Annotated in this window: 16 protein-coding genes; 7 read left to right on the forward strand and 9 right to left on the reverse strand. The window is 40.3% G+C overall.

What is annotated here, in order from left to right; genetic code table 11:
* Positions 1–36 precede the first annotated feature (36 nt).
* The gene (locus tag BM192_RS00210; RefSeq protein ID WP_037442935.1) at positions 37–726 is read right to left on the reverse strand and encodes a Crp/Fnr family transcriptional regulator; all 690 of its coding nucleotides are present in this window, start codon (positions 724–726) and stop codon (positions 37–39) included.
* A 223-nt stretch (positions 727–949) separates the two neighbouring features.
* On the opposite strand from BM192_RS00210, the gene BM192_RS00215 reads away from it, so the two are divergent.
* Both BM192_RS00215 and BM192_RS00220 read left to right on the forward strand, forming a co-directional pair.
* Positions 950–2,233, forward strand: a complete 1,284-nt coding sequence (locus tag BM192_RS00215) for a chloride channel protein (protein WP_037442937.1) — start codon at positions 950–952, stop codon at positions 2,231–2,233.
* Between the two features lie 80 nt (positions 2,234–2,313).
* On the forward strand, positions 2,314–3,201 hold the full coding sequence (locus BM192_RS00220; RefSeq protein ID WP_037442939.1) for a dienelactone hydrolase family protein: 888 nt from the start codon (positions 2,314–2,316) through the stop codon (positions 3,199–3,201).
* Between the two features lie 120 nt (positions 3,202–3,321).
* Here BM192_RS00220 and BM192_RS00225 read toward each other — a convergent pair whose 3' ends face one another.
* The 3 genes from BM192_RS00225 to BM192_RS00235 are packed head-to-tail and all read right to left on the reverse strand — an operon-like array spanning position 3,322 to position 8,795.
* Entirely contained in the window at positions 3,322–6,552 is a 3,231-nt protein-coding gene (locus BM192_RS00225; protein WP_037442941.1) for an error-prone DNA polymerase, read from the reverse strand.
* Between the two features lie 10 nt (positions 6,553–6,562).
* Positions 6,563–8,062, reverse strand: a complete 1,500-nt coding sequence (locus BM192_RS00230; protein ID WP_037442943.1) for a Y-family DNA polymerase — start codon at positions 8,060–8,062, stop codon at positions 6,563–6,565.
* A 1-nt stretch (position 8,063) separates the two neighbouring features.
* Positions 8,064–8,795: an ImuA family protein gene (locus tag BM192_RS00235; RefSeq protein WP_037442945.1), complete on the reverse strand. Its 732-nt coding sequence runs from the start codon at positions 8,793–8,795 to the stop codon at positions 8,064–8,066.
* Positions 8,796–8,868: 73 nt separating this feature from the next.
* Here BM192_RS00235 and BM192_RS00240 point away from each other — a divergent pair, with 73 nt between their 5' ends.
* Positions 8,869–9,672 carry an XRE family transcriptional regulator gene (locus tag BM192_RS00240; protein WP_037442947.1) on the forward strand — a complete coding sequence of 268 codons (804 nt, stop codon included), beginning with the start codon at positions 8,869–8,871 and terminating at the stop codon, positions 9,670–9,672.
* A gap of 78 nt (positions 9,673–9,750) precedes the next feature.
* Here BM192_RS00240 and BM192_RS00245 read toward each other — a convergent pair whose 3' ends face one another.
* From BM192_RS00245 to BM192_RS00260, 4 genes are all read right to left on the reverse strand, one after another.
* Positions 9,751–11,184, reverse strand: a complete 1,434-nt coding sequence (locus BM192_RS00245; protein WP_074586967.1) for a TolC family protein — start codon at positions 11,182–11,184, stop codon at positions 9,751–9,753.
* Positions 11,177–14,344: an efflux RND transporter permease subunit gene (locus BM192_RS00250; protein ID WP_037440042.1), complete on the reverse strand. Its 3,168-nt coding sequence runs from the start codon at positions 14,342–14,344 to the stop codon at positions 11,177–11,179. The genes BM192_RS00245 and BM192_RS00250 overlap by 8 nt, the downstream gene beginning before the upstream one ends.
* Positions 14,345–14,402: 58 nt before the next feature.
* The gene (locus BM192_RS00255; RefSeq protein ID WP_037440043.1) at positions 14,403–15,485 is read right to left on the reverse strand and encodes an efflux RND transporter periplasmic adaptor subunit; all 1,083 of its coding nucleotides are present in this window, start codon (positions 15,483–15,485) and stop codon (positions 14,403–14,405) included.
* A 90-nt stretch (positions 15,486–15,575) separates the two neighbouring features.
* Positions 15,576–15,974, reverse strand: a complete 399-nt coding sequence (locus tag BM192_RS00260; RefSeq protein ID WP_037440046.1) for a hypothetical protein — start codon at positions 15,972–15,974, stop codon at positions 15,576–15,578.
* 145 nt (positions 15,975–16,119) lie between these two features.
* On the opposite strand from BM192_RS00260, the gene BM192_RS00265 reads away from it, so the two are divergent.
* Positions 16,120–16,596, forward strand: coding sequence for a DinB family protein (locus tag BM192_RS00265; RefSeq protein ID WP_037440048.1), 477 nt, complete (start codon positions 16,120–16,122; stop codon positions 16,594–16,596).
* 53 nt (positions 16,597–16,649) lie between these two features.
* Here the strand turns inward: BM192_RS00265 and BM192_RS00270 are convergent, their stop codons facing one another.
* A complete protein-coding gene (locus BM192_RS00270; RefSeq protein ID WP_037440050.1) occupies positions 16,650–17,627 on the reverse strand; it encodes a helix-turn-helix transcriptional regulator in 978 nt (325 codons plus the stop codon).
* Positions 17,628–17,837: 210 nt separating this feature from the next.
* Between BM192_RS00270 and BM192_RS00275 the strand changes: the two genes are divergently transcribed.
* From BM192_RS00275 to BM192_RS00285, 3 genes are all read left to right on the forward strand, one after another.
* On the forward strand, positions 17,838–18,416 hold the full coding sequence (locus BM192_RS00275) for a hypothetical protein (RefSeq protein ID WP_037440052.1): 579 nt from the start codon (positions 17,838–17,840) through the stop codon (positions 18,414–18,416).
* Positions 18,417–18,688: 272 nt separating this feature from the next.
* On the forward strand, positions 18,689–19,771 hold the full coding sequence (locus tag BM192_RS00280; protein WP_037440054.1) for an HlyD family secretion protein: 1,083 nt from the start codon (positions 18,689–18,691) through the stop codon (positions 19,769–19,771).
* 4 nt (positions 19,772–19,775) lie between these two features.
* A complete protein-coding gene (locus BM192_RS00285) occupies positions 19,776–21,941 on the forward strand; it encodes a peptidase domain-containing ABC transporter (protein WP_037440056.1) in 2,166 nt (721 codons plus the stop codon).
* Positions 21,942–21,944: the final 3 nt, after the last annotated feature.

Consider the following 21,944-nt stretch of genomic DNA (forward strand, 5'->3'; position numbering starts at 1 on the left):
TTGATGAAACCAGCACATGACTTTATTAACCTTTGGTTAATGTTGAATCCTGAACAGGTCAAAGGCGCTGCCATTATTTATGGCTATAGTTTTACCAGAAATCATAATTATATTTTCAGCTAAAAGCTCATTGATGGCTCGGAACAAGGACTCATATGAGGCCCCTATGAATGCGGCGAGGTCTTGTCTGCTTAATTCAATATTGATAAATCCTTCTTTGTTAACGCCGAACTGTTCCTGCAATGAGAGTAAAGCCTGAGCGACCCTCCCCTTTACACTCATATGTGCAAGGTTTCGCATCCGTCTTTCAGACTCCTGGAGTTCACTGGCAAAGAAAAGCATGAGCTGGATAACGAATGCATTGTTCACATTCATGGTGCTTTCTAAAAAATCCATTTCAATAAAACAGACAATAGCTTCTTCGATTGCAGTGGCCGAAACAGGGTAGTATCCAGAACCACCTAAGCCCAAATGTCCCAGAACATCTCCTTGTTTTGCGAAACGAACAATGAGTTCCTTTTCATCATCCCATTTTTTATGGATCTTCACAGTTCCACTATAGACAAAATAAATGCCTTTAACAGGATCTCCCTCTTTGAATACTTGCTGACCTTTATTCAGTTTTAAATTCTTCTTGTTTACATCTATTGCAGGTTTCCAATCCTTCAGACAGAATCTGCACAAAAAGCAGGTATTCAGATCGCATTTATTTTTCCCTTTTATCATCCTGTTTACAGTCTTAACTGTGTTAATAAGCCTTGTGGCAATATTACCAATAATCTTTATTATTCTTCAACTACGGCAATCTAACTAACTGCCCGTGTATAAATACTGCCATTTTATATTGCGCATGCAATACAAAATAAGATAATTTACAAATATAAATACAATTATATATTACATTTGCAATGTTAAATCATACAAATAAAACGACACACTACCTTTTAAAATGAAATACTCTACTTCCAAACGGATTTTCACATTACAGGATACAGTTAAAAACCCGCTGAAATTTAATCCCTTTGTCTACAATAAAAATTTCCTCTTATGGACCTTACTCGGTATTATCGGGGGTATTATAGCCGGCGGTTACTGGATTGTGCTTGAACATTCCACTGCTCTTCTAGCTATTGTTCAGGGAATTTATGTTATTCCACTGATGACTATAGCAGGCTTAACAGCAGGTATAGTTATCCATAAACTCGGTGATCCGGGCGAAATCGATTTGATGGTAGACAATATCCATTTTAAGGGTGGACGACTGGATCCGAAAAATAACCCTTCCATGATCCTTTCTTCTTTAATTTGTATTTCTGCAGGTGGTAGTTTAGGCCCAGAGGCTCCCCTCGTGCAAGTTGTCGGTTCTACCGGCACCTATATTGCGAGAAAACTAGGTTTTAAGGGAGAGGATATACGCTCAATTACGATCGCTGGAATGGCCTCTGCTTTTACTGCCCTTTTTGGAGCACCGCTGGGTGGAAGCCTGTTCGCTTTAGAAATTTTAGATCACAGACATGTAACTAAATATTACAAAGCTTTTATGCCCGCCTTAGTAGCCAGCTGTGCGAGCTACCTGGTCTTTATATTAATTACACAGCTCAATCTCGGCCCCACCTGGAACTTCCCGGCTTACAAAGATCCAAAAGTTAGCGACATCTTTTATGCGGTCGGCTATTCGTTGGCTGGTGCGGCTACAGGGTGGATTTTCATCGCGTTTGTCAAGAATTTCAAACTGGTTTTCAAAAGTATTAAATTAGCTGTTTACTATAAGTTAGCTATCGGAGGCTTCTTCCTGGGGACCATAGCTTATTGTATTCCACTTACACGATATTTTGGACATGACCAGCTCTCCCAGGTTCTGACCGGTAATTTTACGATAGGGTTCTTAATAGTCTTACTACTGCTGAAGCTGGTTGCCATTGCAATTACAGTAACCTCCGGCTGGCGTGGTGGCTTCATAATCCCGTTACTCTTTGCAGGCACTGTTTTGGGATTAATTATTTACCAGGTTTTCCCTGGGCAAAATCTTACTTTGATAGCGGTATGCTGTATGGCGGCTTTAAATGCCTGCGTTACACGTACACCTGTGAGCATTATAATTCTACTCGCCACAATGACTGGCTTCCAAAATATTGCTCCCATTATATTTGCCAGTTTAACGGGGTATTTTCTCTCCCCTAAATCACCATTAATCAGCGCTCAGCTAGGGATAGAGAAAGTAACTATCGGTTAGTAAACGTAGCGAGACTGTTACACGCTGACTGACAAGCCTTTGTCATGAATGATTATTTTTGAATACTAAGCCTGTGAAATATGAGCAAAATAAATAATAATGACATCAGTCAGGAAGTTTTTGATTTGTATGATGACTATGCACACAATCGGCTTGACCGGCGTAGCTTTATGCAGAAACTTTCTATTTATGCTGTTGGAGGATTAACAGTGCCGGCATTAATGAGTTTCCTGATGCCCGATTATTCAGGAAATGTACAAATTCAGCCTGGCGATCCGCGTTTGAAATCGGACTTTATTAATTACCCTTCGCCAAAAGGCGGCGGGTCTATTAAAGGCCTGCTCTCTAAACCAAAGGATTCCAAAAAGAAATTAGGAGGCATTATAGTCGTTCATGAAAACCGTGGTCTAAATCCTTACATTGAAGACGTGGGAAGAAGAGCTGCACTAGCAGGATTTATTTCACTGGCTCCGGACGCCCTTACTCCTCTGGGTGGTTATCCCGGGAATGACGACGAAGGTCGTACTATGCAGAGTAAACGGGATAAAGGTGAAATGGAAGAAGATTTCATTGCTGCATTTAATTATCTGAAAAATCATAAAGATTGCAATGGTAAAGTTGGCGTAGTAGGTTTTTGTTTTGGAGGTGGTATATCCAATATGATGGCCACTCGTATACAGGATCTGGCTGCTGCAGTCCCGTACTATGGAGGGCAGCCGTCTATTGCCGATGTGCCTAAAATAAACTCCCCGCTGATGCTTCATTATGCTTCTTTGGATACAAGAATAACAGAAGGCTGGCCTCCTTATGAAGCAGCTTTAAAACAGAACGGTAAAAAATATCAGGCATTTATCTATGAAAATGTAAATCACGGTTTCCATAATGACACAACGCCACGTTATGATAAGGCTGCTGCAGAACTTTCATGGAAACGTACAATCGATTTCTTTAGTGAAAATCTGGCATAAAGATGAAACTTGTTAATGCGCTGGCTTTGAATTAAGATAATTAGAAGCCAGCGCATAATAATCCAGATTTACCCACTTATTTACTTTTAACTGTAGTGGAGGGTAATGCTTATTGCGCTTCTATTTGAAATCCCGCGCAGCTGGAAATATTTCTCCCTGGATTACCTTACTAACTGATGATTTTTTATTTTTCCCACGATAAATACCGTTATCTTCTTCACTGGCACAGGATACGTTCTGCAGCAACGAATCTTCTTCCTTAACAGTACCCAGATCTGTTAATAATGCTGACATATCGTAACAATGTTTAACGACCACATGAGTTACTTGCCCTTCTCTCTGCAGCTTCCCTTCTACCATTAGCAATTTAGACCTGACAATTTCTTTCCGGTACTTTTCAAATAATTTCTTAAAAACAACAAGGTTCGCAGTACCTGTTTCATCTTCAATAGTAATAAAGCAGATACCATTCGCTGTTCCGGGTCTTTGCCTGATTAGAACAAGCCCGGCAATTCTTACCAGGGTTCCATCTGGCCAAAGCTGAAGCTCCCGGGCCGATAGAATCCCGCCTGTAAATAATTGTTTACGCACAAAGCCAACCGGATGAGCCTTCAGTGAAAGAGAGGTTGTACTATAATCCTGCAGCACATGTTCCGAAGCTGACATTTTCGGCAAATTAACAGGTTGTTCAGCAGCGCTCTCAGAGGGCTGTCCCTGAAACATGCCTACAGGTCTGTCATTTAGAGAAGAGATCTCCCATAAGGCCTGACGCCTGTCCAGGCCTATTGAACGGAAAGCATCTGCATCAGCTAATTTCTCTAGTGCTATGATCGAAATTCCTGTGTCCAGTAATGTGTGAATGTGTTTATAGGATGGATATCTCCCTCCAACCAATACCCTCATTTCTCCCTCTTTTAGTCCTTTTACCTGACGAAACCCAAGTCTGACTTTATAATATTTACCGTTACGTTCTTCCAGCGTATTATCCCAGTCAGAAAAATTAATATCGACCGGCAACATTTCCACACCATGTTTCTGTGCGTCAATAACGATCTGCGCAGGTTGATAGAAGCCCATAGGCATGCTGTTAAGCAGCGATGCGGCAAAAATATCAGGATAATGGCATTTAATCCAGGAAGATATGTAGACCAGTAAGGCAAAACTTGCTGCATGACTTTCCGGGAAACCATAACTACCAAATCCTTCCAACTGTTTAAATACCCTTTTTGCAAACTCTTCCTCATAGCCATTTGCAACCATTCCTCCTACCAGCTTTTCTTTATACTGGCTAACCAGGCCTTTCGCTTTAAAGGTTGCCATACTGCGCCGTAAACCATCTGCTTCTGCAGGAGTAAAGCCTGCAGCTACAATAGCTATTTCCATTGCCTGCTCCTGAAATAAAGGAACTCCACATGTCCGGTCCAGAATGCTCCTCAACTCTTCTTTAGGATACTCAATCAGCTCTTCCTTATTCCGCCGTCGCAGATAAGGATGTACCATATCACCCTGAATAGGTCCTGGTCTCACAATTGCAACTTCAATCACCAGATCATAGAATTTTTCCGGTCTTAACCTGGGCAGCATAGACATCTGCGCCCGGCTCTCAATCTGGAATACGCCTATAGTATCTGCATTGCTAATCATTTCATAGACTGCCTTATCACCCTGTGGAACGTTAGCTAAAGTGAGTTCAAGATTGTAATGCTCCTCTGCAAGGTCAAATGCTTTCCGGATGCAGGTAAGCATTCCCAAAGCCAGGACATCTACTTTCAGAAATCCAAGGGCCTCTATATCATCCTTATTCCACTCTATATTGGTCCGGTCTTCCATTCTTGCATTCAAGATCGGGCAGAGATCGGACAGTTTATCCCTTGTAATCACGAAACCACCGGTATGCTGTCCAAGCTGACGGGGAAACCCAATATATTCTTCGGTCAGCTGCAGCACCTTCATCAAATGTTTATCATTAGAATCAAACCCCTCACTGGAACCTGATTTTCCCTCCAGCCATTCTGGTGTAAGTTCATACCTGGATTTAGACAACCGGTCAACAGCATCTGCAGATAATCCCATAGCCTTGCCGACATCACGTACTGCACCTTTCCAATGTACCTGCGTTACCGTTGCAACAATACCAGCACGGTCCCTCCCATATTTATTATAGATATACTGCATAACCTCTTCACGACGTTCGTGTTCAAAATCCACGTCAATATCAGGCGGTTCATCCCGGGCATCTGACATAAAACGGGCAAATAATAATTTGAACTCCCTCGGGTTAACCGAAGTAATACCCAGACAGTAGCAGACCACAGAATTGGCTGCCGAACCCCGACCCTGGCAAAGAATGCGTTGTTCCCTCGCAAACCGGACATAATCATAGACTGTGAGAAAATAAGAGGCGTAATTTTTCCGCTCCATAAATTCCAGTTCCATATTTATCGTTTTACGGATGTCTTCTGGTAATTCGTCTCCAAAATGTTCTTTAGCTCCCTTCCAGGTCAGTTCGACAAGCTCCTGCTGCGGAGAACGGCCGTCACTGGTAATTTCTTCGGGATATATATATTCCAGCGTATCCAGCGAAAACGTACATAACTCCGTAATCTTTTGGGTAAGTGTTATAGCATCTGGATATTGACGAAACAAACGGATCATTTCATGGACAGGTTTCATATACCTTTCTGCATTCTGAAACAAACGTAATCCCGCAGTGTAGATCGTACATTTTTCCCGGATACAGGTCAGGATATCCTGCAGTTCCCTACGCCCCCTGTTATGATAGTGAATGTCATTTGTAGCCACCATAGGTATGTCAAACTGCCTGGAAAGCAACGAAACACGAAACAGCCTTTTACTGTCATCGCTTTGGTAAGACCGGATTGCAGCTATATAAAGCTCTTTTCCGAACATCTGTTTATATTCCTGAAGTGCTGATTTAAAATCTGTATCAAAATCAAATTGAGTATTCAGCGTATCTGGTGGTAATAAAATAAATTGAATGCCTGCTGCATATTTATATACATCGGCTTTGTATAAATGACACTGGCCTTTTTCCGCGCGCATATTACCTTCAGTTAGCAAGCCTGAAAGGCGGCCATACGCATCCCTGTCTTTTGGATAGGCCAATAAACTGGGACCATCCAAAAGATTCAGGCGACATGCAGGAATAAAACGGATACCTTTCGCTTTTGCGGCAACATGTCCCCTCACAATACCGGCCAATGTATTGTGATCTGTAATGGCAATAGCAGTATAACCTAATGCTGCTGCTTGCTCCACTACTTCTTCGGGATGCGATCCTCCGCGCAGAAAACTGAAATTAGTCGTAACCTGTAATTCTGTATAGTGCATATTGTTCTGTTTAAGCAAAAAAGCCGTGAACAAACCATTCCGGCTTGTCCTCACCATAATTCCCCAGTCTGAAAAGCCAATAACGGGCCCCTGTATCATCTTCTACACAATAATAATCCCTATGTAAACCCTGCTCCAGCCACCATTCCTGTTCTATACGCTCCGGGCCGTCTGCCTTGCGTACCTTATGCACTTTTCCTTTATAGCGAAATAACATGGGTGGATAATCGGGTATAGGTGCAGTAACCTCAATTCGTTCTGGAAGTGGCAGCAAGCAAACCGGCCTGGGCAAGTCTGTTCTCCAGATCAGTGGATTTTTCTCCTGTAAAGAAGCAGCAAGCCTGACAGACCGCTCCGGCCAGTGGTGTTCATCTGGCAGATACCGGTGTATGGCATTAATTCCGACCCTCACACCGATCCGGTCCAGCAGATTCATGACTACCTTATTTGCGGAACCTTTTGTAATATTCCAAAGCGTTTCCTGTTCCATTGAAAGTATCTCCACAACAGGGGCTTCCAGCAGAAATAACTCCAGACCTAATCCGGGTCTGATCGTGTTTATTTTCAGTTCGAAAAGTTTAAATAAGTGTGAGACATTCCGGGTCGGATGATTGGTGCCAATTTCAATCTGCTGCATTTTACCATCAACACGGCAGCCTTTAAAAATTGCCTTACGAAGCCCCTTACCTTCCTGTAACAGGCGTATGCAAAGGGCTTCCAAAAGATCTTTCAATGCAATTTCAATTCCAGCTGCGGTACGGATCGGCTCCAGAGACGGAAGTCGTTCCTGATAAGGCTGGACGGGCCGGATAGGCTGTATTGTTTCTTCAACTTCTCCTAATGCCTGTGCTAACTTTTCCAATAATATCGGGCCAAAGCGCCTTTTAAGTGCATTATGAGGCATGCTGACGAAACTTCTGATCTGATAAAATCCTAATTTATGCATCCGCTCCAGCACATTGGTATCAAGCCTTAATGCAACAGGTGGTAATGGTAATAAGGCTTCTGCCTGCATACCCGGCTCTATAATAGCAGTAAGACGGCCATACCTGGCAATAGCCCAACAGGCACCTATAGTATCAGCTATTGCCGCACGTACCTGATATCCGAAGCTCTTAAGTTTGGCTATGATCTCTTTGAGATACTGCCGTTCTCCCCCCCAAAGATGGGCGCATCCACTTATGTCCAGAATCAGACCATCCGAAGTATCTAATGCCACTATTGGCGTATAACGGATACACCATTCTGCCAATTCATTTAATAGTTTATCTTTTCTTGAGGTTTCCTCATTAAATACCTGTAGCGATGGTAATATCGCTCTCGCATCTGCAACCACCATGCCTGGTTCGATACCCAATACTCCGGCAGCAGGACTGGCAGCTTTAATGATTACACGACCGCGATCCGGAGCAACCAGAACAAACGGTTCATCTTGCAGCCCGGGATTATGACGGACGAACCAGTCTGTCATCAAATGATGAAACCAGATATTTATAAATCGCTTTCCCATATCAGGCTGTTCTTCCAAATGGTATTTCAACCACCGGATTAGGTTTATCTAGATTGCGGAACTGACCAGATGACCATTCAAGTTCCCATATTCCGGGTTTACCATTCCGGATCTTCAGCAACTCTACGCTCCACCGCGGATAACCTACACCAGGCATGCCTTCTTCCATAATACTGGCAAGGGAAGTAATTTTCCAGCGAGCAACAGCAGTTGTATGATTGATTTTCAGAGGATTAAAGCAGTGCATCAGTCCTGTTACTTTACTTTGCTCTACAGCAAGCTGAAGGCGGCGGGATTCCGTGAAAGTGATTCCGTTTAGCTCTCCTACCACAACTGAAACTGCATCACACTTTAAGGCCTCTTCTATAGTCCATAACACATCTTTTTCTCTAATAAGATCTATAAAAATGACCTGGTCTGGATCTATACCAAAGATCTTTAAAGCTGGCGCAAACACTGTTCTTCTGGCACCGATCCAAAGACAGATGCCTGTCTGCCCCACAAGTCTCCCTAACAGACCAGCCATAAATCCAGTTGTAGCTGCAGCATGCTCTGCTGCCGGACTCAAAAATTCGTGTATTGCACCTGTTGGAAAAACACTGTTGGGAAATGCCATTTCTAAAGCACCTAGCCCAGTATTTACACCCTGGGCTGCGGTCTCCCTGAATCCTTGCATTGACAGAATTTGTTTTTGCAGTTTTTCGATAATCTCACCTTTATTCGCCGGTCCCATAATAATTAAAATTAAATAGTTACATTTGACATTATTAATGGCAAATGTTTGACACCAATAATAACAATACAAAATGAATGATCAAAAAGTTTTTTTTGGAAGTAATATAAAATTCATGCGTGAGCGCACAAAAATGAGCCAGGAGGATCTGGCTGGTGAATTAAAAATCAAACGCTCTAAACTCAGTGCAATTGAAAATGGCCAGACAAAATTACCTTCGGCTGAAGACATCATTAATTTCTCAGCATACTTTAAAATCAGTATTGACAGCTTATTCAAAATAGATCTTTCCAAGTTAGGGGGATTGAAAATGCGGGAACTGGAAGCCGGAAATGATGTATATATAAATGGAAGCCAGATTCGGGTTCTTGCTATTTCAGTGGATAAAAACAATAAAGAGAATATGGAGTATGTGCCGGTCAAAGCAAAAGCCGGCTATCGTGCCGGCTTTAATGATCCAGAATATATTGCTGCTTTACCTAAATTTAACCTGCCTTCATTACCCGAAGGAAAGACCTTCCGTATGTTCCCTACTACAGGAGATTCTATGCTTCCTTTTCCCGATGGCTGTGAAATTGTATGCCAGTATCTTGAAGACTGGGAAAGTCTAAAAATACAGACACTATGTATCGTAATTTTAAAAGGTGAACAGGATTTTGTTTTTAAACAGGTTACGTTACAACCCGATGGTTTGCTGATGGAATCTTATAATAGCCTTTATAAACCTTATGTCGTACCGGTTTCAGAAGTATTGGAAATATGGCAATATTACAGTTACCATACCATTGAGATTCCAGAATCGAAGGACATACAAAACATAGCCGCACTCCTAAAAGAAATGCAGTCCGACATCAGAATCATTAAAACTAACCTTTAAGATATCACAAAGTTAAACAGCATAAAAAAACAGCCGAACAATTTCTTGCCCGGCTGTCAACTCAAACCTAACCTAATTCTATTTCCAACCGCCACCTAAATCGCGGTAAACATTTACTACAGCATTCAGCTGTTCTTTTTTCGTTTCTATCAGTTCTAATTTAGACTCTAATGCGTCACGCTGAGTCATGAGTACTTCGAAGTAGTCTGCCCTTGCAGATTTAAACAGATCATTTGACACCTCAATAGATTTGTTTAATGCATTTACTTGCTGTGATTTCAGACCATAACTTTTCTCCAGGTTACTTATTTTGGAAAGCTGATTGGATACTTCCAGGTAAGCATTTAAGATGATCCGCTCATAATTATACATCGCCTGAAGCTGTTTCGCATTGGCACTGTTAAACTCTGCTTTGATCGCATTCCGGTTAATGAGAGGCCCGGCAAGATCCCCTGCCAATGAATAAAGCACGGACTCAGGAAACCTGAAAAGATAAGATGGTTTGAATGCCTGCAACCCTACTGCTGCAGAAATATCCAGAGATGGATAAAATTCTGCACGAGCGACTTTCAGGTCCAGTTTCGCAGCTGTAAGCTCCAGTTCCGCCTGCTTAATATCTGGTCGGTTCGCCAGCAATTGTGAAGGAATACCCGAATTAACGGCCGAAGGTAGTAAATCCAGAAAACTACTTTTATCCCTTTTAATCGGTTCAGGATAGCGGCCAAGTAAAAGATTTATTTTATTCTCTGTTTCCCGGATTTGCTGAAGGATATCAAATTCCAGGCTTCTGGATGCTAATACCTCTGCCTGAAACTTTTGAACAGCCAGTTCAGTTGTTCTTGCAGCTTCTTTCTGGACCTTTACTATTTCGAGTGCATTTTTCTGCAGCTCTATGTTCTGCTTTACAATCTCTAACTGACTATCCAGCGCCATCAATTCATAATAGGAATTAGCGACTTCGGCTATAAGGTTTGTCAACACGAAGTTTTTCCCTTCAATACTGGATAGATACCTGCTCACTGCAGCTTTTTTTGAGTTCCGTAGTTTCTTCCAGATATCCACTTCCCAGTTTGCGTATGCTGAAAGTGATAAATCTGTGAGTGGATCCGGAACTTCCTTGCCAGGTGCAATATCTGTACTGGCATCGCCCGCACCCTGACTGGTATATCTCCCCACTTTTTCAACACCGGTGCCTACTCTTGCACCTACTGTTGGCAGGAGTGCTCCTTTCCTGATACGAATTTCATTCTTAGCAATTTCAATTTCCTGAAGGGTAACCATCAGTTCCTGGTTATTTTTCAACGCCGTATCAATTAGAGCAACCAGATTCTGATCTTTAAAAAAAGACTTCCAGGGCATGTTTGAGACATTCACTGTATCTTTTGTATTGCCGTAAAATTCAGGCACAGCTTTACTAGCTGGTAAAGTTGCAATGGCCGGCGCCTTACAGCCTGCGGCCGCTGCGCTAATACCTATCGCAAGTATATATCGGTTTAAATGGCTTTTATACATTATGATCGATTTCTTCGGTTAATGGATTCTCTTCTTCATCTTTAACAAAACTGTGTTTCTCTGCAATTCGGCCGAATATATAATACAACCCAGGAATAACAAGCACACCGAAAATAGTACCTAGCAGCATACCTCCGGCAGCGGCAGAACCGATAGTCCTGTTACCTATTCTGCCCGGTCCTGAAGCAAAAACTAAAGGAATTAGACCTGCTATAAAAGCAAAAGATGTCATCAAAATCGGACGAAACCTAACCGCAGCTCCTTCCATCGCAGCCTGCAGTACTGTTGCTCCGTCGCGATGTTTCTGAATAGCAAATTCAACGATTAGCACTGCATTTTTTCCCAACAGACCGATGAGCATAACCAGTGCTACCTGTGCATAAATATTGTTTTCGAGCCCAAATAACTTCAGCAGGAAAAATGCGCCAAAAATACCTGCAGGAAGAGAAAGAATAACCGATAAGGGCAGGATAAAGCTTTCATATTGCGCAGCTAGAATAAGATAAACGAACCCCAGACAGATCATGAATATATAAATAGCTTCATTTCCTCTGGACACTTCATCTTTGGAAATCCCGGCCCAATCTATACCGTACCCTCTTGGTAAGGTTTTCTGAGCTACTTCTGTAATTGCATTTATAGCTGCACCACTACTATAGCCAGGTGCCGATGAACCGCTGATTTCAGAGGCATTATACATATTATGCCGGGTAATTTCAGACAAGCCATATACTTTTTCCATCTTCATAAAGGCAGAGAATGGAACCATCTCATCACGGTTATTTTTAACATACAGTTTCAGTATATCTTCCGGTAAAGCACGGTATTGCGGCAATGCCTGAACCATGACTTTATATTGCCTGTCGAATTTGATGAAATTGGTTTCATAATTACTACCGACCAGTGTAGATAGTGTATTCATCGCATTTTCAATAGTCACACCCTTCTGCTGGGCAATATCATTATCTACCCGCAGCATATATTGAGGAAAGCTGGCACTATAAAAGGTGAAAACTGAAGACAGCTCCGGACGTTTGCTCAATTCTTTCACAAAATCTTTACTGACTGTTTCCATCTTCTTGAAATCACCGGATCCTGCTTTATCCAGCAAACGTAACTCAAACCCACCTGCGGCTCCATAGCCAGGGACAGCTGGTGGCTGAAAGAATTCTATAGAAGCACCGGTAATTTCTGAAGATTTTTCTTCGAGGTCTTTCATAACCTCTTCTACAGAATGTTTACGTTCATCCCAGCTCTTCAGATTAATCAGACAGGTTCCAGAGTTGGAGCCGGTTCCTTCTGTCAAAATCTCATAACCAGCCAAAGATGAAACAGATTGTACACCTTCAACACCCTCTGCTATTTTCTGCAGTCTTTCTGCAATTTGGTTAGTCCTTTCCAGTGACGAACCCGGAGGGGTCTGAATAATCGCATAGAACATCCCCTGATCTTCATTCGGAATAAAACCAGATGGCAAGCTATTATTCAAGAAATAGATGCCGGTACAGAAAGCAATCAACAGACCAAAAGTTACAGCCCTGCGGTTAACGATAATGCCAAGTACTTTCTGATATTTCCCTGAAAGACGGTTAAAACCATTGTTAAATCCATCAAGAAATTTATCCAGCCCTACTTTCTCTTTTTTCTTACCATGGTTATTCTTAAGCAGCATCGCACATAATGCCGGTGTAAGCGTTAGTGCTACAATACCGGAAAGAATAATAGCTGTAGCCATTGTGATGGAGAACTGCCGGTAGAATATACCCACTGGCCCAGACATGAAAGCGACAGGGATAAATACTGCTGCCATTAAAAATGTAATCGCAATGATGGCCCCGCTAATCTCATGCATAGCTTTTTTAGTCGCCTTAAGTGGTGAAAGGTGTTCTCCCTCCATCTTGGCATGCACCGCTTCAATCACAACAATGGCATCATCTACGACAACCCCAATAGCGAGCACCAGTGCAAATAAAGTAATGAGGTTAAGTGTAATTCCAAAGAACTGCATAAACACGAATGTTCCGATTAGTGATACCGGTACAGCAATAGCAGGAATTAACGTAGACCGCCAATCTCCCAGAAACAGGAAGACTACTAATCCAACCAAAAAGAATGCTTCTACCAATGTGTGAATTACCTTTTCTATCGAAGCATCGAGAAATTTAGAAACGTCATAACTGATCTCATAATCCATACCTTTTGGAAAAGAGCTTTTCTTGATCTCATCCATTCTGGCTTTAATATCCTTGATAACCTGACTGGCATTACTGCCATAAGACTGTTTCACAGTGATAGCGGCTGAAGGATTTCCGTTCAAATTGGAATAAATATCATACATAGAACTACCAAATTCCACTGTTGCAACATCTTTTAACCTTAGAATTTCGCCATTAGGGTTAGAACGAAGGATAATATTTTCATATCCGTCTTTTGTTGTAAACCTGCCTGGATACTTCAATACATATTCAAAAGACTGAGAACGTTTCCCAGAGCTTTCCCCTGTTTTACCCGGGGAAGCCTCCAGACTCTGCTGATTAAGTGCTTCAAGTACTTCGTCAGCAGAAATTTTATAGGCTAGCATACGGTCTGGTTTGAGCCATACACGCATTGCATATTCACGGTTACCCAGGATATCGGCAACACCGACACCGTCTACTCTTCGCAATTCAGGTAAGATATTGATGTCGGCAAAATTGAACAGAAACTTCTGATCCATTTTGGAATCCTTGCTGTACAGGTTAATGTACATCAGCATATTAGACTCCTCACGGGTAATTTTCACACCTTCACGTACAACAAGCGGCGGGAGTTTATTTACTACCGATGCTACCCTGTTCTGTATGTTTACTGAGGCCTGATTTGGATCAGTACCCAGATTAAAGACAACCTGGATAGAAGCCTCGCCATCGTTCCCGGCATCAGAAGCCATATATTTCATGCCCGGCACGCCATTAATTGCTCTTTCTAATGGTATGATAACGGATTTAATCATGAGCTCACCATTTGCTCCGGGATATTCTGCGGTGATATTCACCTTTGGTGGTGAAATGGAAGGGAACTGTGTGACCGGCAGATGGGTCATAGCCAGAATCCCCAGAAAAACTATAATGAGTGATATCACTATAGAAAGGACCGGCCTTTGTATAAACTTGTTAAACATTTGATTTTCTTTTAAGATGGAACGGAACTGTATTTAAATAATACTTCAGTTTAACCGGTTATTCTGCTTTTAAGCGTAAATGAGAAATAACTTGCTGGGGCGCCAGGTATTGGTAATGAATTTTTTCATCATCCTTTACTTTCTGTACACCGTCTAAAAGGATTTTATCACCTATAGTAATACCATCTCCTATTACATAAAGATCCGGCATCTCACTGTTCACGGTAATATTCCTTGACCGTACCTTATCATTCTTGTCTAAGACATAGACATATTTCTTGTCCTGAATCTCATAAGTGGCCTTCTGGGGGATAACCAAAGCATTATGAAGAGGAACAACCATTTGAATTTTACCGGTTTGCCCATTTTTAAGGAGCCTGTCGGCATTTGGGAACCTCGCCCTGAAAGCAATGTTTCCAGTTTCGCTATTAAATTCACTTTCTATAATCTCCACATTTCCCTTATGTGGCAAAAGCTGATTATTCGCCAGTAACAGGCTCACTTTATTCTCGCCACGATCTTTGACGTTGGTCTGATAGTCCAGATATTCTGGCTCCGAAACGTTAAAGTAGGCAAACATCTGGCTGTTGTCTGAAAGGCTGGTCAGTAATTCGCCCTCATCTATAAGACTTCCCAATTTAAGTGGAATACGGTCAATCGTGCCATCAAATGGTGCTCTGATTTCTGTAAACGACAAATGAACCTTAGCTAATGAAACTTCTGCCCGTGCCTGCTCCAGTTTTGCCTGAGCCATTGCCTGTTCATTTTTAGAAACTACATTTTTATCTGCAAGGGTCTTCGCATTTTGCAGCTCTATCTCAGCAGCTCTGGCTTCGGCCTGTGTCTTTTGCAGTTCTGCCTCATAAAGTTTAGGCATAATGCGAAACAAAACCTGCCCTGCTTTTACAAATTGGCCTTCATCTACATAAATATTCTGCAAATAACCCTTTTCTTGTGCCCTGATTTCGATGTTCCTTACCGATTTGATTTGTGAAACATACTCTTTAGTATAGGAAGTATCTATTTTGACCGGGCTGGTCACTGTAAACTTACTTTCTTCTTTTTTTTCTTCTTTTTTGGATGTACAGCTGGAAAGGTACAACAGGGCAGCAAAGCCCGTTAACACGACTATTCTCTTCATGGTATAAAATGGAAATGAGCGATTGAATGGATTGGAATGCCTGTGAAAAATAAATTCCTCACAGCATCAATAACTAATTAGTATTGTTGCTCAGATCCTTAGTACCCTTTGTGTAATATAAAGTGGCGAAGATTGTATGTAAGATTGTTGAAGGGCTTTAAAAGGCTCTTCATATTCATTAGAGATGAACTGTTTATATAGTGTTACATACCATTTATTAAGTAGACTGTACTTACCGGATAAGAATTTATAACTATCTGCTGCATCCTTAACATCGTCGCCATGAAGAGATTCATCTTCCAGATCGACTTCAGAATTTTCAATGATACTAGAATCCTGATCTGCACTTTTAAATTTTACATGATGACTTTTTGAATGCGTATGTCCAGGAAGCCCGTTTGAAGAATGAGGTTGTGTATTTGCATAAAGATCATACCCCCCGCCTAGCAGCAGAAAAAACAGAGATACAAAAAAGACTAATACTCTCATCGGGTGGCCAAAAGTAATGAAAGATTGAAATAAAAAAAATAAATATCAATTTGATTAAATAAAAGATAGCTAAACTGATGCTGACAAACAGTTGTCACCAGGCCTTTTTACTTTTGATATGTAAACCATAAAAAGATACAATATTATGAATACTATCGCGCAAGTAATCAGTCCGGAAGATTTATTAAAACATTGGCAGGGACACCGGAACCTGACCCGAAGGGTAATTGAAGCATTTCCTGAAAAAGAATTCTTTGAATTTTCAATTGGTGGAATGAGATCATTTTCAGCATTAACATCCGAGCTTCTGGCTATAGGTGGGCCCGCACTTAAGGCTATTGTAGAACGTAAGGAAAGGCCTTATCAGGAAAGTTCCGAAAACGTGGAAAGCAAATCTGATTATCTCAAAAAATGGGATGAAGAAACAGATGAAATTAATAAATACTGGAGTAAGCTGACAATTGGAGATTTTAGTCAGACATTCAACCTGTTCGGTCAGTATAATTCTCCAATCGTTGAAAATATACTTTATTTTATAGATAATGAAATCCATCACCGCGGACAAGGATACGTTTATCTGAGAGCCTTAGGTATCGAACCACCTCATTTCTGGGAAAGATAATTAGTACCGGGCTCCATAAGTATTTATTTGAAAGATCATTAGTCTTCTTCGGATTAAGTACTTGTGGAGTCCTTCTTTATATCAGACTGCATTTTATCCAGTAGCGCTGAAACTCTTGTCTTTAAACGTTCGGGCTCTAAGATAATGGCATAATCTCCAAACATCAGAAACCAACGCGCAAAACCATTTTCTAAATCCGGTGAAAGAAAAGTCATTTCTATATTTGACCCAATTATCTGCTCGGATACAAGGCCGTGATATTTTTTCTCGTATTCAAGATATTTCCCTATCTTTTTATCAACCAATATCCGCACTTTAGTAGTCGGACAGATTGATTTATCCTTTTTTAAATATGTTTCGAGTGGCTGATGTACGATGGTAAATGGTATTTCTGTTGTATAAATCTCCTGAATCCTATCTGCCCGAAACTGCCTGTAATCATTACGCAGATGACAATACCCCAGCGTATACCAGTTATTGTTATCATGAAAAACTCCTACAGGTTCTATAGTTCTTTCAATAGTTTCTTCTGCATCGGCCGTTTTATACTGCAAGATAACCTGGCTCTTCTCAGCGATGCTTTTAAAAAGCAAAGCTAAAGTATTGGGCGATTTTTCGTTAAACAATTGGGATGCAGGTTGCATCAGGACATTGGATTCGATACTGGAAACCCAATCTTTATCTGAGTTGTGCAAAACGGCTTTCAACTTGAAAGTCGCTGATGCATAGTGACTGCCAAGCTCTTTATCGATAAATTTTTGCATCAGTTTCTCAGCAGCAATAAAACTACTGGCCTCTTCACGTGTAAACATAACGGGAGGTAAACGGTAGCCTTCCAGCAGAGAGTAACCAATTCCAGCCTCACTGTACAATGGAACGCCTGATGCTTCCAAAGTTCTAATATCCCGGTAAATTGTACGCAAACTAACCTCAAACCGTTCCGCTAACTCATGTGCTTTAACAATTCTTTTAGATTGTAATTGAATAAGGATCGCTATAATTCTATCGAAGCGCTTTGGCGTTTCATTCATCTTTTAGATATTTTGTCAAATATAAGTTAAAGATCGAACGAACGCTCCCACTGCCGGTTTAATTGCCTGCCAAGCCAGATACAGCAGACAAATGACCTGAATTTTTAACATTGATTATATATTATTGTATTTTACGTTGACGATATAATTCTAAGTAAAAAACAGGAAAGATCCTTTTAATAATCTGAAAGCACCACTTATCAAGTATGCATGATAAAATCAATATTTACTCTTTTATTAGTCACTGTATTTATATCCTGTGGATACCGGAAACATATGACCAAAGCTGATTATTCTCTTTATAACCCTGATTTTGAACTAGTAAATACCTCTCCATTAAGAACTGATGGTGTATATGTCCTGGTAAAAATCTGGACCAATCAAAACGGAGGTACTGAAAGAGTTGCAACTGAACGAAAAATCTATAAGTTTTACCCAGGCGGACAAGTAAACCTGATTTTAGATCCGGAACACAAACTCACCACTGGTGAAGCTTACGTCCAGGCATTTAACGAACGGATCGAAGAAAGCAAGAAAAAAGGAAGCGCGACTTTGTTTGAAGGTTACTATAAGATTGAAAACGATAAGATGGTTTTGCAACGCTGGGTAACACCAAGGAAACAGTTTTCTTATGATTATTTCCTTCTTGAAAAAGGTGATATCATCATCGGGATTTCTTCCACCATAAATGGTAAAGGTCAGATTGCAGCTAAATATTTCACAGAATATTATAAAGCTTACTATAGTTTTATTCCTACTGAGGATAATTACTCAATACCCAACTGGTGAATAAAACCGATTATAAAACTGTATAGTTTTTCAAAAAACTATATACTCCTTCAGCATTTTACAAAAAAATCTATCAAAACACTAGTTTAAAAACACCAATTAATTCTCCGCAATTTAAAACGCAGGCTTTCACCAACTTACTGAAAAACAGACAAATATAGTCAATAAATATTTTTTATCTGTTGTAACATCAAATATTGTTTAATAGCTAAATTTAGTAATTGGCAGTATTTTTGTTTTAATTTTCAGTATCTAATTGATCTGTATATCCTGTGAAAACGCGCATAATCTACCTAGGAGTATTAGTATTTATTGTTTTAATTCTGTTCCTGTTACCCATTGTCAGGGTTCCAATCTCCGTATCTTCCAGAGGTATTATCCGACCTGAACAAGAGAACACGAAAGTGGTTTCACTCGTGAGTGGAAAAGTTGTAAAAAGTAAAATAATAAATAACAACCAGTTAGTTAAAAAGAACGACACCCTCCTTGTCATTATTTCTGATGAACTTGTTAATCAGGAAAATCACCATAACCGGTTATTGAGTGATTACTCCAGCCAATACTCAGATTTAACCAAACTGGTTAGCAAGCAATATACGGGGTTAACTACCGGTCAATATCAAAAAGAGTTGTCAGCAATGCTAGAAAAGCTAGCAGAAATTGAGACACAACGTAAGCTCTCCGGCAAAGAGCTGCAAAGGAATAAACATCTTTTTCAGCAGGGTGTGATCCCGGAAGCTGAATATGAGAAAAGCCTGTTTAACTACGAGCAGCTGGTTGTTCAGAAGAGATCTATTGAACAGCAACAACTCGCACAATGGCAGGCGCAGAAATTTGATATTCAGAGGAACCTTAATTCTGTAAATACAGATCTGAGAGGTGTGAATATTGAAATTAATAATTATATAATTAAGTCACCCGTTAATGGCCGTTTGGTAAATTATTCTGGTGTAAAACAAGGGAACTATTTACTGCAGGGTCAGGAAATAGTAGAAATATCTCCTGAAGACAAAATAATTGCCGAATGTATGGTCTCCCCTTCCAATATCGGATTTATTAAAAAAGGACAAAAAGTCAAATTTCAGATAGACACCTATAATTACAACCAATGGGGAATGGTTGATGGTGATGTTTTTGATGTCGACAAAAATATCGTTTCAAATTCTCAGACAGGTGAGCATTTCTTCAAGGTCAGGTGTACTATAGACAAAGATTTTCTGGAACTAAAAAATGGATATAAAGGAAATATAACCAAGGGGCAGACTTTTACCGCTAGATTCTATCTGATCGACCGTACGCTCTGGCAGTTATTATTTGATAAAGTAGATGATTGGTTTAACCCCAAAATAATATAAGAACATGCAGAAAGGTTGTCTGATCAAACAACATGATATAAAAGATTGCGGAGCCGCCTGTTTGTCTTCTGTTGGTGCGAATTATGGTCTGAAATTGCCTATTGCTAAAATAAGACAGCTCTGTCATACTGATACCAGAGGAACAAACGTACTGGGCATGATCCAGGGTTTGAACAACATGGGGTTTAATGCTAAAGGTGTTAAAGGTGGTGTAGATGCTTTAGATAAAATACCTCTGCCTGCTATCGCTCACATAGTGGTACAACAGCAATTACATCATTATGTGGTAATCTATAAAGTAGATAAAGGTATTGTAACAGTAATGGACCCTGCTTACGGCAAGCTGGTAAAGTATACAGTTGAGGAGTTTGCTAAAGTCTGGACTGGGGTATTGATCCTGCTGGAACCTAATGAATACTTTGAGCAGAGAAATGAGAAAACTAATAATTTCAGTAGATTCTGGAATCTTATACAACCACATAAATCTATTGTTTTCCAGGCTATTTTCGGCGCCATTGTGTATACAATCCTGGGTTTGTCTACTTCCATTTATATTGAGAAAATTACTGATTATGTACTGATTGATGGTAATATACGTCTGTTAAACCTGCTATCGGGAGGCATGGTGATCATCTTGCTATTCCAGATTTTTATAGGCTCTTTTAAAAGTATTTTGATTCTTCAAACTGGTCAGCGAATAGACAGATACCTCATCCTGGGATATTATAAACATCTTTTAACGTTGCCACAGAGATTTTTTGATACAATGAAGGTTGGTGAAATAATCTCACGTGTCAATGATGCAGTAAAAATAAGGGCATTTATTAATGATGTATCTATTCAGATGCTTGTTAATATTTTTATCATTATTTTCTCTTTCGTTCTCATGTTCACCTACTATTGGAAACTTGCACTGATCATTGCAATCGTTATTCCCTTCTACTTCCTAGTATACTGGATTTCCAATAAACTGAATAAAAAGGTAGAACGTAGATTGATGGAAGAAGGTGCTGAACTCGAATCGCATTTGGTAGAGTCCCTGAATGCAATCAGAACGATCAAAACTTTCGGTGTAGAAGGATATTCCAATAATAAGACCGATACCAGATTCAGCCTTTTATTAAAAACGATCTATAAATCTGTAATGAATAGCCTGTTCTCGGCAAATGCGGCAGATTTCCTGTCCCGTTTATCTACTATAATATTAATGTGGTTTGGAGCAAAATATGTAATTGACCGTGTGATCACCCCTGGGGAGCTTCTATCATTCTATGCATTGATAGGCTATTTTACAGGTCCGGTTTCACAATTGATCGGCATGAACAAAACAATTCAAAATGCATTGATCGCTTCCGATCGTCTATTTGAAATTATGGATCTTGACCGAGAAGAAAATGAACAGGATAAAATCGATTTAAAGCCTGAAAATGTAGGTAATATTTATTTCAGAGATGTTTCGTTCAGCTATGGATCCAGGGCCGATATATTCAAGAAGTTTAACTGTGTATTTGAAAAAGGTAAAACATCTGCAATTGTCGGGGAAAGTGGTTCTGGTAAAACGACTATCGCTGCGTTGCTTCAAAATTTGTATGCAATTAAAGAAGGGAAATTATTAATAGGTGATTACGACGTCAATTATATCTCCAATTTCTCATTGAGGAATATGGTATCGGTAGTACCTCAGCAGATTGATTTATTTTCAGGCAATGTTATCGAAAACATTGCTGTTGGAGAAGACTTTCCCGATGTCCAGCGGATTTTAGATATCTCCAAAAGTATTGGTATACTGTCTTTTATAGAAAAACTACCGAATGGTTTTCAGACCTATTTAGGAGAAAACGGCGCATTATTATCAGGTGGCCAGAAACAGCGTATTGCTATCGCAAGAGCACTGTATAAAAATCCGGAGATTTTGATATTGGACGAGGCTACTTCTTCTCTCGACACAGAGTCAGAACAAATAATTCAAAAAACACTCAAAGCCTTTAAAGACCAGGGAAAGACTATGATTATTATAGCCCACAGACTGAGTACAATTGCACATGCAGATATTATATATGTATTAAAAGATGGTCAGATTCTGGAGCAAGGGTCTCATAAGGAGCTGTTAGAAAGCGGGGAATTTTATAAAGAGATGTGGCGCAAACAAAGTTTATCACTTTCAAACTAAGAT

The sequence above is a fragment of the Pedobacter antarcticus genome, from assembly GCF_900112985.1.
GTDB classification, from domain to species: Bacteria; Bacteroidota; Bacteroidia; order Sphingobacteriales; family Sphingobacteriaceae; genus Pedobacter; species Pedobacter antarcticus.

Coding starts and splice junctions, on each gene's coding strand:
- BM192_RS00245 (WP_074586967.1), bottom strand. CDS start 11,184: ATGTATAAAAGCCATTTAAACCGATATATACTTGCGATAGGTATTAGC.
- BM192_RS00240 (WP_037442947.1), top strand. CDS start 8,869: ATGAATGATCAAAAAGTTTTTTTTGGAAGTAATATAAAATTCATGCGT.
- BM192_RS00275 (WP_037440052.1), top strand. CDS start 17,838: ATGATAAAATCAATATTTACTCTTTTATTAGTCACTGTATTTATATCC.
- BM192_RS00260 (WP_037440046.1), bottom strand. CDS start 15,974: ATGAGAGTATTAGTCTTTTTTGTATCTCTGTTTTTTCTGCTGCTAGGC.
- BM192_RS00235 (WP_037442945.1), bottom strand. CDS start 8,795: ATGGGACCGGCGAATAAAGGTGAGATTATCGAAAAACTGCAAAAACAA.
- BM192_RS00215 (WP_037442937.1), top strand. CDS start 950: ATGAAATACTCTACTTCCAAACGGATTTTCACATTACAGGATACAGTT.
- BM192_RS00285 (WP_037440056.1), top strand. CDS start 19,776: ATGCAGAAAGGTTGTCTGATCAAACAACATGATATAAAAGATTGCGGA.
- BM192_RS00265 (WP_037440048.1), top strand. CDS start 16,120: ATGAATACTATCGCGCAAGTAATCAGTCCGGAAGATTTATTAAAACAT.
- BM192_RS00220 (WP_037442939.1), top strand. CDS start 2,314: ATGAGCAAAATAAATAATAATGACATCAGTCAGGAAGTTTTTGATTTG.
- BM192_RS00255 (WP_037440043.1), bottom strand. CDS start 15,485: ATGAAGAGAATAGTCGTGTTAACGGGCTTTGCTGCCCTGTTGTACCTT.
- BM192_RS00225 (WP_037442941.1), bottom strand. CDS start 6,552: ATGCACTATACAGAATTACAGGTTACGACTAATTTCAGTTTTCTGCGC.
- BM192_RS00250 (WP_037440042.1), bottom strand. CDS start 14,344: ATGTTTAACAAGTTTATACAAAGGCCGGTCCTTTCTATAGTGATATCA.
- BM192_RS00230 (WP_037442943.1), bottom strand. CDS start 8,062: ATGGGAAAGCGATTTATAAATATCTGGTTTCATCATTTGATGACAGAC.
- BM192_RS00270 (WP_037440050.1), bottom strand. CDS start 17,627: ATGAATGAAACGCCAAAGCGCTTCGATAGAATTATAGCGATCCTTATT.
- BM192_RS00210 (WP_037442935.1), bottom strand. CDS start 726: ATGATAAAAGGGAAAAATAAATGCGATCTGAATACCTGCTTTTTGTGC.